This window comes from Lentilactobacillus hilgardii (genome assembly GCF_009832765.1).
Taxonomy (GTDB): Bacteria; Bacillota; Bacilli; order Lactobacillales; family Lactobacillaceae; genus Lentilactobacillus; species Lentilactobacillus hilgardii.
Map to the genome: position 1 here is coordinate 2,993,751 of NZ_CP047121.1, position 12,498 is coordinate 3,006,248.

The 12,498-nt window shown below is 40.2% G+C and carries 16 protein-coding genes; 2 read left to right on the plus strand and 14 right to left on the minus strand.

Features of this window, described 5'->3' with window-relative positions:
• The first annotated feature begins 53 nt into the window (after window positions 1-53).
• Together GQR93_RS14150 and GQR93_RS14155 are read left to right on the plus strand one after the other, a co-directional pair.
• Window positions 54-971: an ABC transporter ATP-binding protein gene (locus GQR93_RS14150; protein ID WP_003550826.1), complete on the plus strand. Its 918-nt coding sequence runs from the start codon at window positions 54-56 to the stop codon at window positions 969-971.
• Complete coding sequence (locus GQR93_RS14155) at window positions 968-1,747, plus strand: ABC transporter permease (protein ID WP_003550828.1); 780 nt, start codon at window positions 968-970, stop codon at window positions 1,745-1,747. The genes GQR93_RS14150 and GQR93_RS14155 overlap by 4 nt, the downstream gene beginning before the upstream one ends.
• A gap of 217 nt (window positions 1,748-1,964) precedes the next feature.
• Here the strand turns inward: GQR93_RS14155 and gap are convergent, their stop codons facing one another.
• From gap to GQR93_RS14225, 14 genes are all read right to left on the minus strand, one after another.
• Window positions 1,965-2,975: a type I glyceraldehyde-3-phosphate dehydrogenase gene (gene gap / locus GQR93_RS14160; RefSeq protein ID WP_003550829.1), complete on the minus strand. Its 1,011-nt coding sequence runs from the start codon at window positions 2,973-2,975 to the stop codon at window positions 1,965-1,967.
• Window positions 2,976-3,212: 237 nt separating this feature from the next.
• Window positions 3,213-3,461, minus strand: coding sequence for a metal-sensitive transcriptional regulator (locus GQR93_RS14165; RefSeq protein WP_003550830.1), 249 nt, complete (start codon window positions 3,459-3,461; stop codon window positions 3,213-3,215).
• A 2-nt stretch (window positions 3,462-3,463) separates the two neighbouring features.
• Window positions 3,464-5,119: an FAD-dependent oxidoreductase gene (locus GQR93_RS14170; RefSeq protein ID WP_003550831.1), complete on the minus strand. Its 1,656-nt coding sequence runs from the start codon at window positions 5,117-5,119 to the stop codon at window positions 3,464-3,466.
• Between the two features lie 56 nt (window positions 5,120-5,175).
• Window positions 5,176-5,484: a rhodanese-like domain-containing protein gene (locus tag GQR93_RS14175; RefSeq protein WP_003550832.1), complete on the minus strand. Its 309-nt coding sequence runs from the start codon at window positions 5,482-5,484 to the stop codon at window positions 5,176-5,178.
• Between the two features lie 234 nt (window positions 5,485-5,718).
• Entirely contained in the window at window positions 5,719-7,518 is a 1,800-nt protein-coding gene (gene lepA / locus GQR93_RS14180; RefSeq protein ID WP_003550833.1) for a translation elongation factor 4, read from the minus strand.
• A gap of 14 nt (window positions 7,519-7,532) precedes the next feature.
• Complete coding sequence (locus tag GQR93_RS14185) at window positions 7,533-8,192, minus strand: TetR/AcrR family transcriptional regulator (RefSeq protein WP_035444164.1); 660 nt, start codon at window positions 8,190-8,192, stop codon at window positions 7,533-7,535.
• Window positions 8,193-8,505: 313 nt separating this feature from the next.
• Window positions 8,506-8,619, minus strand: coding sequence for a putative metal homeostasis protein (locus tag GQR93_RS14190; RefSeq protein WP_159298818.1), 114 nt, complete (start codon window positions 8,617-8,619; stop codon window positions 8,506-8,508).
• Between the two features lie 26 nt (window positions 8,620-8,645).
• Entirely contained in the window at window positions 8,646-8,915 is a 270-nt protein-coding gene (rpsN, locus tag GQR93_RS14195) for a 30S ribosomal protein S14 (protein WP_003550835.1), read from the minus strand.
• 13 nt (window positions 8,916-8,928) lie between these two features.
• The gene (gene rpmG / locus GQR93_RS14200; protein WP_003550836.1) at window positions 8,929-9,078 is read right to left on the minus strand and encodes a 50S ribosomal protein L33; all 150 of its coding nucleotides are present in this window, start codon (window positions 9,076-9,078) and stop codon (window positions 8,929-8,931) included.
• Window positions 9,079-9,100: 22 nt separating this feature from the next.
• Window positions 9,101-9,262: a hypothetical protein gene (locus tag GQR93_RS14205; protein ID WP_003550837.1), complete on the minus strand. Its 162-nt coding sequence runs from the start codon at window positions 9,260-9,262 to the stop codon at window positions 9,101-9,103.
• A 1-nt stretch (window position 9,263) separates the two neighbouring features.
• The gene (locus GQR93_RS14210; RefSeq protein WP_003550845.1) at window positions 9,264-10,229 is read right to left on the minus strand and encodes an NAD(P)/FAD-dependent oxidoreductase; all 966 of its coding nucleotides are present in this window, start codon (window positions 10,227-10,229) and stop codon (window positions 9,264-9,266) included.
• A gap of 261 nt (window positions 10,230-10,490) precedes the next feature.
• Window positions 10,491-11,279: a hypothetical protein gene (locus GQR93_RS14215; RefSeq protein ID WP_003550847.1), complete on the minus strand. Its 789-nt coding sequence runs from the start codon at window positions 11,277-11,279 to the stop codon at window positions 10,491-10,493.
• Entirely contained in the window at window positions 11,272-11,985 is a 714-nt protein-coding gene (locus GQR93_RS14220; RefSeq protein WP_003550849.1) for an ABC transporter ATP-binding protein, read from the minus strand. The genes GQR93_RS14215 and GQR93_RS14220 overlap by 8 nt, the downstream gene beginning before the upstream one ends.
• A complete protein-coding gene (locus GQR93_RS14225; protein ID WP_003550850.1) occupies window positions 11,982-12,356 on the minus strand; it encodes a GntR family transcriptional regulator in 375 nt (124 codons plus the stop codon). Before GQR93_RS14225 ends, GQR93_RS14220 begins: the two co-directional genes overlap by 4 nt.
• Window positions 12,357-12,498 lie beyond the last annotated feature (142 nt).

The window sequence follows — 12,498 nt, forward strand, 5'->3', positions numbered from 1 at the left end:
TCACAGATAGTTGGCTGCTTTCGTTTGATGTTGAACATTAGGGAGGCCTTTTTATGAGTGAAACGATACTGAAGGTTCAGAAGTTAAATAAGTCCTTTGGATCAAAACAAGTTTTACATGATATATCTTTAAATGGTCAAAAGGGCCATGTTATCGGTTTGGTTGGCGCAAACGGTGCCGGAAAAACAACTTTGATGAAAGCCATTTTGGGATTGACTTCAGCGCAGGGAACGATCTCCATTGACGGTCAGTTAAGCTCGTTTGACCACCATGAGATCTTGAAAAGAGTGGGCGCTTTAATTGAATATCCAAGCATTTATCCATTTATTAGCGGTAGGGATCATTTGACATTATTTGCTAAGGGACCCGACCGAAAACAACACATTCAAAAGACTATTAAAGAGTTGCACCTAACCAAGTATATTGATCGACCCGCCAAAAAATATTCATTAGGGATGAAACAAAAATTGGGAATTGCCATGGCGATGGTCAATGAACCCGAGCTGGTCATTCTAGATGAGCCGATGAATGGATTAGATCCTCAAGCAAATAAGGAACTGCGTCTTTTGATTAAGGCCAAAAGCCAATCAGGAACGACTTTCTTAATTTCAAGCCATATTCTTAGTGAATTACAAAAAGTGGCAGATGAACTATTAATCCTCGATCACGGACGAATCATTCAAGAAACAACGATGAAAGATTTACTGGCAGCCAGTGATCATTACCTGATATTGTCAACAAGCAATGATCCTTTAGCCCGAAAAGTATTAACACAAGCCGGCTATCACTTAGTCAGCGATTCTGAATTAAAAATCCATGTGGCGGCTAAAGTTAACCTGGAGCCAATTCTTAAAGCCCTTGATCATCAAAAAATAACCGTTTTGGATATTCAACATCAAGATGGCGGCTTGGAAGAGTCGGTTTTAAAGTTGTTAAACGAAGATCAACTTGAAACGGAGGGACAAAAATGAAAACACTCCTATGGCAGGAGGGATTTAAGTTACTGAGGAAGAAGAGTACTTATTGGGTAACTATCGTATTAGCCGGACTGGTTTTTGGCTCTGCCCTCCTGAGCAGAATGTATCCCAAGACTTTCCCCGCACAGTTATTTTTCACATCCAGCTTTGGCGCAACGACGTGGGTTGTGTTTGTAATGATTGCGGCTTGTGCAACATCGCTTTCAATGGAGTTTCAGTATGGCACCATTAAAGAGCTGATTTATCAACAATATTCCCGTGGGACTATTTTGATAAGCAAGTGGTTGATCATGCTTGCCTATTCAATCTATTTGTATGCCATGACTGGCGTTGTTGCTTTATTGGGAAAAATTGTACTCGTGAATGATAAATTCTCGTTGGGCGATACCGGAACATACACTTATCATCTAACTTTTCTAGAACAATGGCTGGCCACAATCGGCAGCAGTTTCATCACTTTGTGGTTTATATTAAGTATCGTATTCTTGTTTGCAACATTATTCAGAACTTCAACAACAGCCGTTACAGTGGGCATTGTCATGTTCTTCACGTTTAACATTATCAGCACGCTAATGTTCAAATTAATTGATAAGTATCACTGGTTCAAATGGAATCCGTTCAATTTCTTGAATTACTCAAATCAAATCGTAGATCCGACTCGGCATACATTAACGCTCTTGTCTGATAATCAATTATTCTTTGGAAGTCTCGTTTACACACTCTTCTTTCTGTGTATTGGGTTACTGTTCTTCCGAAGACGAAATGTTTAAACCATTTAAAAATGATAGTCAATTCTAAGTCCCGGTAAAATGCAATTTCAGTTACAGTCATCCCTTTAAGACTGCAATTGAGATTGTATTTTTTGTGCTCAAGCATTGAATAAATTATAGATAGTGTTGCTATCCAAAAAAGGTCAAAAAAATTGGAACAAAATTGCTTTTGCCCCAATCCAGATAAATCTTATTTTTTAAAGGATAAACACCTTAATTATTGATCACCAAACGACTTAGCGGTTCTGATCATATTGGAAACAAAACCGTATTCATTGTCAAACCAAGTTGCGGTCTTAACAACCTGGAAGTCGCCATTTGTAGTAACTTCAGTTTGCGTCGGATCAAAGACACCGCCATGTGTATCACCAATAATATCGGATGAAACAATTTCGTCTTCATTCCAACCAAATGCCGGGTTATCTTTGGTATATGGCTTAATAGCACTGTTAATCTTGTCAGCTGTAACGCCTTTCGTCTTTAAAACAGAAACCAATTCGCATACGGATCCATCCACAACGGCAACTCGTTGCGCATGACCATTCAAGTGACCGTCAAGTTCCGGAATAACCAAGCCGATTGCTTTAGCGGCACCTGTTGAATGAGGAATTGTATTCGCTGAAGCGGTACGGTTTGGACGGAACTTCTTACCCTTAGGCCCGTCAAGAATCATCTGCGAACTGGTAAAGGCATGAATAACCGTCATCGTGCCGACTTCAATGCCAAATTCCTTGTTCAACGTGTAAGCCATTGGTGCCAACGCATTGGTTGTGCAGGAACCGGCAGAGATAATTTGGTCATTCGCGTTAAGAATATCTTGATTAACACCATAAACAACCGTCTTCATTGGACCAGCTGGTGCTGAAATCAAAACCTTCTTAACACCGGCATCCAAGTGAGCTTGTGATTTCTCTTTTGATGTATAGAAACCGGTACACTCAAGTACCAATTGAACGCCGTCATTTTTTACCCAGGGAATCTTTGAGGCATCACGTTCTGCGTATACGTTAAATTCATGACCATTAATAATGATTGAATGATCGGTTGAACTAACATCATACGGTGCGGTGCCGTGAGTTGAGTCATATTTAAACAAATAGGCAAGCATTGAGGGAGTGGTTAAATCATTAATCGCTGTAACTTCAATGTTAGGATCTTTAATTTCCATAATACGACGAAGTGCTAACCGGCCAATTCGACCAAAACCATTAATCCCAATTTTAATCAATGTAACTGCCTCCTATAATAATTAGTAAATGAAATACATAAATTTTTATATTCCGATTTCACCTCTCAGTGTATTCGGATTTAGACACTTAGCAATAATTTGGTTTGGCAAATGATGCCTTGATCTCAATAAATAATCAATAGCTGTATTGAGGGCACTTTAAGTGTTAATTCTGATCTTTTTTGTCTATTATGGTACAACCATAAACCTACTATCTGATCTACGCTGTCACCTACTTTAAAGCTTGGTAATCATCATCAAAGCTTCTTCAAGCTTCTCATCATGTTGCGTGCCTTCTTCATCTAAGCAACGGCGCAGGTTTTCGGCAACAACCAGTCCCATAACCTTATCAACACTGGAACGCACTGCCATTAATTGAGGCATGATTTCACGGCAGGATTTATCATCGTCCATCATTTTCAGGATTCCTCTGATTTGGCCTTCTGCCCGTTTAAGTCGGTTGGCAATTTTTGGATCACATGCCATTTCTAATGTCCTCCTATGTGCTGGATTCGTTGCGGATAAGCCGCACTGTATATTAGAAATGCGCCATCCAGGTTTTTGACCTTAAAACCATCGTTTTTTAAAATTCGTTCGGCAATATAACTTCTTTGCCCACTTCGGCAGCTGACAATAATTTGACGATCTTTCGGCAAGTCATTTAAATGATTTCTCAAATCATCCAATGGAATGTTTACTGCATTTGGTAAACGACCATCCCGATCCAGTTCTTCTGGATTTCGAACATCGACCAGGTAAGCACCGGCCTTAACCGCATCATCAACCTCGTCGAATTGAATATTCTCGGACAGTCCTTCTACCAAATTCTCTGCCGCATATCCAATCATATTAACCGGATCCTTCGCCGAACCGAATGGTGGTGCATAGCTTAATTCAAATTCTGGTAAATCAAAAACGGTCATTCGATGCTTAATCGCTACCGATAAGACATCAATTCGCTTGTCAGCACTTGCTTTACCAACGGCTTGAGCACCATAAAGCCTGCCGCTTTTCGGGTCAAACATTAATTTCAGTGAAAGTGGTGTACCTCCCGGATAATAAGCCGCGTGACTTTGACCGGTGATATGAACTGCCTGATAATGAACGCCGGCCTGCTTTAACTGTTCGGTATTCAGTCCGGTTGCAGCTGCAGCGATATCAAATGAACGAACAATTGCAGTCCCAATACCGCCTTGGTTACGCCGATTTTCACCCATAATCACATCAGCCACTTGTCTGCCCTGCCTGTTAGCGGGTGACGCCAATGGAATTGAGGTTAGTTCACCGGTTAATTGCTGTCTGATGAGAATCGCATCCCCAACAGCGTATACATCATCAGCCGATGTTTGATAACAACCGTCCACAAGAATGCCACCATGCTTACCAGTTTTAATTCCCGCCTCCGAAACGAGCTTTGTATCCGGCTTCACACCAGCAGCCACAATAATAATGTCAGCTTGAAGGGTTGAACCATCATTCAACTCAAGCCGGTGATCGGCAATTTTGCTAACCTTAGTATTTAATTTCAACGCCACACCGTGTTCGGTTGTTTCACGTGAAACGATTGCGGCCATTTCGTTATCCATAAAGGGTAGGATGTGGTCGCCTGCCTCGACTAATGTCGTCTTTAACCCACGCTTCGTCAGGTTTTCAACAGCTTCAACGCCAACGGATCCCGCTCCGATAACCGCTGCCGTTTTAAGTCCCTGACCCAATTCAGCCATGATTTTGTCAACATCAGGAATACTGCGCAAGGTAAAGACATTGTCCGCTTCCTTTAATCCAACAATGTCAGGAACAATCGCCTTAGAACCCGGAGATAAAATCAGCCGATCATAATCAAGCGTCTCAGACTGGCCGTCATGGACAGCAGTTACCTGATGACGCCCCGCATTAATTTTAACAACTTCGGTATTTGGTCGGACATCAATATTGAACCGTTCCTTCAGATGGTCAGGCGATTCGACAATTAATGACGAGCGTTGGCTAATCTCTCCAGACATATAATATGGCAACGCACAGTTCGCAAAGGAAACGTAAGGTCCTTTATCCAACACAATAATTTCAGTATCTTCAGACAATCTTCTGAGCCGTGTTGCGGCCGACATACCACCTGCAACACCACCAACAATCACAACGCGCATGCTATTTCCTCCTCTGAGTCAAAGGTCCTCGTTTTCTAAAACCAACTGGTTTATCCCTAACGCTTAATCGGTCCATTCCAAGCGTTCATGCCACCTTTAACATTAATCACATCGTACCCGGCTTTACTTAAAAATGTCGCTGCCCGTTTGCTTCGGGCGCCTGATCGACAAATCAGGTACCACGGTTGTGGCTTGGAAACTTGAGTCATCGTATTTGCCAAACCTGCTAATGGTAAATTAATCGCTGAAAGAATATGACCGACACGATATTCAAAATCTTCCCGAACATCAATAATGGTTGGTCGATTGATCAGCTTTTCCTTTAATTGATCGGTCGTAATTGACTTGAATTTAGCAACTAACAATTAATCGTTTCCTCTTATACCCCATGGGGTATTTTTCTTTATCATAACGATTTCCGCCAATTAAGTAAACAACGAAAAACGCAAAATATAATACCCATCTGCAATCATGTCTCGCCATCCAACTGTTTTGTCAGTACGATACCGATATGATCTCAATGAATTTTGTATTTTACGTTAAATCAAATATTTAACTCATTTGCTCAATTAATCACCACTTCCAATTTGGTGACCGTCTTAATCCAATTCAAGAATCGCGTTAAACACTTCTTGAGGTAACTCAATATCACTTCTGGCAGCCTGGCGTTTGTTGACGTTTTGACGTCTTAGTAACTGCTGTTTCTTGGAAATACTACGTTTATCGCCATTAACCGCCGCATTTTTTCTCAAAGGCGGCACATCGATCCTGGCAATCGATTTTCCCTCCACAAATGCTTGTACCGGCATTGGATATAACCGGCGGGGAACCGTGTACTTCATCTTCTTCACGATTCCCTGAGCGATCTTTTCAGCATCCTGACGATGAACAATCACATCCAAAGCGTCAACAGGCGCATAATTGATGTGAACCTCAATTTTTACAACATCTGCCAACTCATAATCCAAAAAACTGGTGTCAAGCGTTGCATAGCCATGAGATTCAGACTTCAGCTCATTAAAGAAGTCGTAAGCAATTTCAGAAATCGGTAATTTATAAACCAATTCAACTAGATCACCATGATTGTTCATATCCAGTAATGTTCCCAAATGATTATCCGCTAGCCTCATAACAGGTCCCAAAGACGCACTGGGTGTTGTCATAACGGCTTTAACAAAAGATTCCTCAACATAATCGATTTTAGAAAAGTCCGGAAACTTCACTGGATTTGTGACAATTAAAGGTGTTTCAACGCGCTTATCCTTGAGATATACCTGATAAGTTGAATTAGGCGCTGTTGTTAAAACGGCTACCTGGTATTCATCATTCAATCTTTCCCGGATAATCTGCAGATGAAGCATCCCTAAAAAGCCACAACGAAAACCGGGACCAAGTGCATCAGAAGTTTCTTCGACATAGTGAAAAGAAGAATCGTTTAATGCCAGCTTTTCAACAGCCGCCTTGAGTTCTTTATAATGATCATCTTTTGGATAAAAGCCTGCAAATACCATAGACTTGGCGGGTTGATATCCCGGCAATGCCTGGTCAGCCGGTCGGTTGGATTCTGTCAACGTATCACCCACCCGAATCAACTGGGGATCCTTTAATCCTGTAACCACATAGCCAACGTCTCCAGCGGATAATTGCTTGGATTGCTTCATATCCGGGGCAAAAACACCCACTTCATGACTTGTAAAACCAGTTTGATCGGCCATTAGCTTCAAGTGCTGGCCGGCTTTTAATTGACCATCATAAAGCCGTACATACGCCACAATTCCTTTGAAAGGGTCATAAAGAGAATCAAATACAAGTGCTTTCAATGGTTTTTCCAGTTGTCCGGTTGGTGCTGGGATCTCTTGGTAAATTGCTTCCAAAACGCCATGAACATTTTGACCGGTTTTGGCCGAAATTTCCAAGATCTTTGTATAATTGAATATTGGATCCAATTGACGGATTTGCTGAGCCGTTGTGTTAACATCTGCTGTTTCACTATCAATCTTATTAATCACCGGAATAATCGTTAATCCATTTTGTTTTGCCAGTCGAAAATTAGCGACGGTCTGGGCTTGAACGCCCTGAGTTGCATCTACCAACAAAATAGCCCCGTCACTGGCTGCCAAGCTTTTTGAAACTTCATACGAAAAATCGACGTGTCCCGGCGTATCAATAAAATTATAATCATATTCCTCGCCATTATCTGCACGATAATAATTTCGAACGGTTCGTGATTTAACCGTAATACCATGTGCCTGCTCGACTTCCATGTTGTCGAGAAGTTGATCCTTACTTTCCCGTTCACTAACCGTTTTGGTTTGTTCCATAATCCGATCAGCCAACGTTGATTTTCCGTGATCAATGTGGGCAATGATTGCAAAATTTCGAATATGTGTCTGTTTCACAAGAATACCTCCGTTTACTTACCGGTTTTTGAAGCCAGAAAGCCGTCTAAATAAAATTTAAATGCTTGAACGGCATCAGTTTCGAGATTGACACGAAAGTCCTTAAAATTGGATGTCAATTTTTTGTGATTGAATTCATCCAATCCCATCATGTTCATCAAGCCGCTGATAATCGCGCTTTGGACAACAAAAAGATGACTCGCTTCAGAAGCGGAAATGAGTGTGATTCGTTCAGCAATCACCTCACCAAGCCGTTGACTGATTTCATACAGCCTCTTACGGCCGGCAAGTGTTTGCTGAATATTGGCACGGCCCTCCAGAACCGGCGCCCGAAGTGCATTTAACCGAACCAAAACAGATTGATCCCGAATTAAATACCTGGTTTGTGCAATCATAAACTCACAAAACACTTCATTAGAAAGCTCAGGTGGCAGCTGTTGCAATTTTTTGATTAACTTCTTAAAGTAATTTTGATAACCATTCAATAGCAAAAACATAAAAATATTTTCCTTAGTTTCAAAATAATTAAAGAGTGTTCCTTTAGAGACACCGGATTGAGTCGCAATTTGGGACATCGAAATGCTGCCAAACGACTGCGTTTTAAAAAGAGCCAGTGCTGTGTCAGCAATTCTACCCGCTTTTTGCGTCCGTTGTTTTTCTGTTAAAATATTCAACTTAATTCTCCAACCTTCATTTAAACAACTCAAAATTCAATATTGACCAATAGTCATTTTAGACGTAAAACAGTTACTTTGCAACTCATAAATACTTAATTGCCAATTTTACTGCCTCTTATTGCCTAATATAACTAAGTAATATGTAGATAAAAAATGATCGGAATAAACTTAGAATTTACTCCGACCATTTTCTTAATGATATTATCAAATCAATCATCTATTTTAATGAATCACCTGCCGAATCGACAATTCTCTAATCATATTCTCAATTCAGCAGATAATCTTGTAAAATTAAACAGCTTTTACGCCATTATTTAGAAGTATGATGCTTAGCTTCTTTGATAATCTTTAACGCTCTCTTGCGAATCTTAATACTTGGACTCTTTAAACGACGATAGGCACTTGCCAAATCTTGTTTTTCCATTTAAGTCACTTCTTTCAAGAAAACAATTACCAACTAGCCTTATGGACACCAGGAATTTGGCCGAGGTGCGCATATTTTCTAAAATTCAAACGTGACATGTCAAACTTACGCATATAGCCACGGGGACGGCCATCAATATGGTCACGCCGACGCATTCTAATCGGGTTCGAATCTTTTGGCAACTTGGCCAAAGCCTCGTAATCGCCCTTCGCCTTCAGTTCACGACGTAAATCAGCGTATTTAGCAACTAATTTTTGTTGCTTTTCGTACTTAACAATTTTTGATTTTTTTGCCATAAAATAATCTCCTTTACTTAGTTTCTCTAAAAATCGCGCGTCTTCTTAATTTTGGTGAATACTTTTTCAATTCCAGTCTATCCGGATTATTCCGCACATTTTTGCTGGTTAAATAAATCCGTTCACCGGTCTCAACACATTCCAAAACAATATTTTTTCTCATTATTTTCAACTCCACTATTTAATTAACAGTCACAATTAACGTCACAATGATCAAATTCTTGAAGATACATTCCCGCACGCCGATACATCGTGGTTATTCGCGGATTAATTTCAATCCCGATTCGTCTTAAAACCGTTTCGGCAAGCGGCGCAAATCGTTGCCGGTATTTATACACATAGCACAAGTCAGCATCTCCGTGTTGAACCTGGGGGTCCCAGCATAAAAACGTTGGGTAGGATAGTTGATTCATCATGCTCATCAAGCACCGGCCTATTATCTTTATTAATAAACAGTTTCTCGGCTAACGGGCTCAAAATATTAGCAAAACCAGTCGCAAAGATGGGTTGATTCTCCGTTTTGGTAATGGAACCGTCCTTAAACAAGATGACATAATCATCGCCATGATGATCATGCTTAATTGCTAAAACTGACTTCCCAACGTTCAAGTTTATCAGGTCTGCGTGGGCCATATAACGCTCATAGGTGTAAGTCGATAACCGATGGCCGGGGTCCGGGTCATTGGAGTTAAACGCACTCTCAGCTGAAAATAAATCATTAACAATGTTCTTTTCAGCCAAATTGATGGCTAAATCAAACGCCGACTCGTTCCCACCAATGATAACCTGTTCTTCCCCAGATTTAAAATGATTGTAATCCTTAACGTCAACATAGTGAATGCCATAAGCAGAACCCGGAATTTTGGGTACATAGGGATAGGCATAATCTCCAATCGCGATAAACACATAATCAGTAACGAGTGGCGGCTGCCCAACAAGCTGTAATGCATACCGGTGATCGGGCAATGTTTTAACCTCTTCAACTTCTGTATGAACCCGAATCGGTAAGCTTTTATTTTGAGCCACCTTTTGAAGGTAATAAGCATAGTCGCGACCGGAAAGATGCTCAGTTCCCAATGTATAGGCTGGAGATGTCTCTGGTGTAACCGCATTTAAATCAGGAAACCCGAAACCGTTCGTAGTAAACGAAGGTGATATAAACCGGGTATGGCGATTCCACCTTCGAAAACTGTCCCCAATCTCGCCCTTCTCTAAAATGACGAAATCACGAAACCCATATGATTTGACTGCAGCACCGAAACCGATTCCGGCGGCACCTCCTCCGATTACCGTGATTGAAACATGTTGTGCCATAAAAGAAATCGATCCCTTCCAAAAGTCGCTGGTTTGACAGCCTGATTAACGGCCAAACCGTCTTTGGCTAATCGACCAAATTACTATGTATCAGTTATTCAGGTTGATTAATCAGCAAAAGAGTAAACGTTAGCGATTGACATGCAAAGCTTAAATAGTAACTGTTACGATTTAATATTATGACAACTATTTGAAAATTTGTCAAGAAAAAAAGAAGCCTTTTTCAGCCTCCTTAACAAATCTTCTTCAAATAGTTAAAACTTACCAGTTCGTCGTTTCAACCCAGTTTCTTAATAAATAAACGTTAACTGCAGATTCTAGACCTGCCACTACCAATAATGCCAATGAACTAAGATATATTTGATAATAAGAATTATCGTTCACCATGCCATAGAATATATCACCGATTGGATTAACAATCTTTCCCAAGATGTACAAAATCGCAGCAATAACAACCACATAAAGAATGAATCGATACAAACGTGAACGACTATCAGGCAGAAAAGCGGTTAAGGCACTTGTTGTCAAATGAATCAAACTGATGGAAGCCCATGCAAAAATTGTAGACACAATCATCAGAATTACCAGGCCAATTAATGCACCGATAATCTCACTTCTACTATTCATTGATCCCGGTGTAGGAGAGGAATGTTCAAATGCCTGACCAAGCGTTGTCATCACTTGTTGAAAGTTCATCGCCGCTGCAATCATGCTGAAAATAATTTGCGTAACGCCCAGATAAATCATACTGATAAATGCTGAAAGTAGGTTTGCGGAATATAAGCCGGTGTCACTAGTTGGCACCAGACGATATGAATCGTTAACGAAGATCCGCTCGTTATGTCGTGCTATCAGAATGAATGCAACAAAGAAGACAACTAATGAGTAAGACATCGTGTATATCAGTGGATCAGCCGCACTCAAATCTCCTTGATAAACCGCGTATAAGATAGTTAGTAAAATTGCAATAATATCGAGTACCAGAAGATGGTTGATCACTTGTATCTTTCGTCGCGTAAGCGCGTTTGTTAATGCTCCAAAACTAGTCATGTAATTCAGTCCCTTCATAAACTTTTTCGTAGTATTCTTCGATTCCTTCACCAAATTTTTCACGGATTTCTTCAGTACTCTTTTGGGCGAAAACCGTTTTGTCTTTAATGATGACAATTTCATCCAGAACACTGGCAATTTCAGAGACATAGTGATCACTTACCAGGATTGTCGCATTGTCGGGTTTCCAGCGAATAATACTATTAATAATCTTCTTTCGGGACATACTGTCAATCCCACCGAAGGGCTCATCCAGCAAGTAAACTTTTGCCCGTCTGGATAATGCAAGCCCAATAATCAACTTCTCACGCATGCCTTTTGATAATTGTGATAACTTTTGGTCTTCGTTAATTTGTAGAAATCCGGCCATTTGATTATACTTATCTTCTGAAAAGTCGGGATAAACATCCTCATAAAAACGAACGATTCGCTCGATTTTCATATTTTGATTAAAACCGGACAATTGCTCACTAAAACTAACGATCGCTTTTTTAGCTGCTATCTTACTTTCATCTACAACACTAATCTGCCCCTGGTACCCTTTGGCAACTCCTGCAATTAACCGCATAAGCGTCGTTTTACCGGCACCGTTTTCACCTAACAGGCCAACTATTTTTCCAGACGCTATCGTTAAATTAACGTTCGATAGAATCGGTTTCATATTTTTTCGATAGTTCAAATTTTTAATTTCAATTGAATTTGTCATTTTTGATCACGCTCCTGTTTATTTATATATTGACTCACATAATCCAAGATCTCTTGATCACTCACATTTAATTTTCGTAAACTATCATACATTTGTTTAAGTTGTTCCATAATCAATTTACCCTTCAACTCTTTTACCTTATTAATATCTTCAGTGACAAAGTTCCCTCTCCCACGTTTTGATTCGATCATTTTTTCCGTAACCAACTCGCTTAAGGCCCGTTGGATTGTGTTAACGTTAACGGTTAGGTCAACTGCTAACTGCCGAACTGCAGGGATTTTCTCACCAGGTTCAAGCTTGCCGGTAATAATTTGCCTGTAAATATATTCCTTAATCTGGTAATAGATTGGAATCTTATCATCGAAATTCATTGTGCCACCTCCCTAGTGTTATATTCATCTATTACACTATAGCATATTTACACTAAAAGTCTAGCAAAATGTGTTAACTAATTATTTTTGCGTCTGTTCTTCAACAGATAGTAATCTTGTGAAGTCATTATTTCATCATTCA

Coding starts and splice junctions, on each gene's coding strand:
- GQR93_RS14150 (WP_003550826.1), top strand. CDS start 54: ATGAGTGAAACGATACTGAAGGTTCAGAAGTTAAATAAGTCCTTTGGA.
- GQR93_RS14155 (WP_003550828.1), top strand. CDS start 968: ATGAAAACACTCCTATGGCAGGAGGGATTTAAGTTACTGAGGAAGAAG.
- GQR93_RS14165 (WP_003550830.1), bottom strand. CDS start 3,461: ATGGCATGTGATCCAAAAATTGCCAACCGACTTAAACGGGCAGAAGGC.
- GQR93_RS14170 (WP_003550831.1), bottom strand. CDS start 5,119: ATGCGCGTTGTGATTGTTGGTGGTGTTGCAGGTGGTATGTCGGCCGCA.
- GQR93_RS14190 (WP_159298818.1), bottom strand. CDS start 8,619: ATGGAAAAACAAGATTTGGCAAGTGCCTATCGTCGTTTAAAGAGTCCA.
- rpsN (WP_003550835.1), bottom strand. CDS start 8,915: ATGGCAAAAAAATCAAAAATTGTTAAGTACGAAAAGCAACAAAAATTA.
- rpmG (WP_003550836.1), bottom strand. CDS start 9,078: ATGAGAAAAAATATTGTTTTGGAATGTGTTGAGACCGGTGAACGGATT.
- GQR93_RS14210 (WP_003550845.1), bottom strand. CDS start 10,229: ATGGCACAACATGTTTCAATCACGGTAATCGGAGGAGGTGCCGCCGGA.
- GQR93_RS14215 (WP_003550847.1), bottom strand. CDS start 11,279: ATGACTAGTTTTGGAGCATTAACAAACGCGCTTACGCGACGAAAGATA.
- GQR93_RS14220 (WP_003550849.1), bottom strand. CDS start 11,985: ATGACAAATTCAATTGAAATTAAAAATTTGAACTATCGAAAAAATATG.
- GQR93_RS14225 (WP_003550850.1), bottom strand. CDS start 12,356: ATGAATTTCGATGATAAGATTCCAATCTATTACCAGATTAAGGAATAT.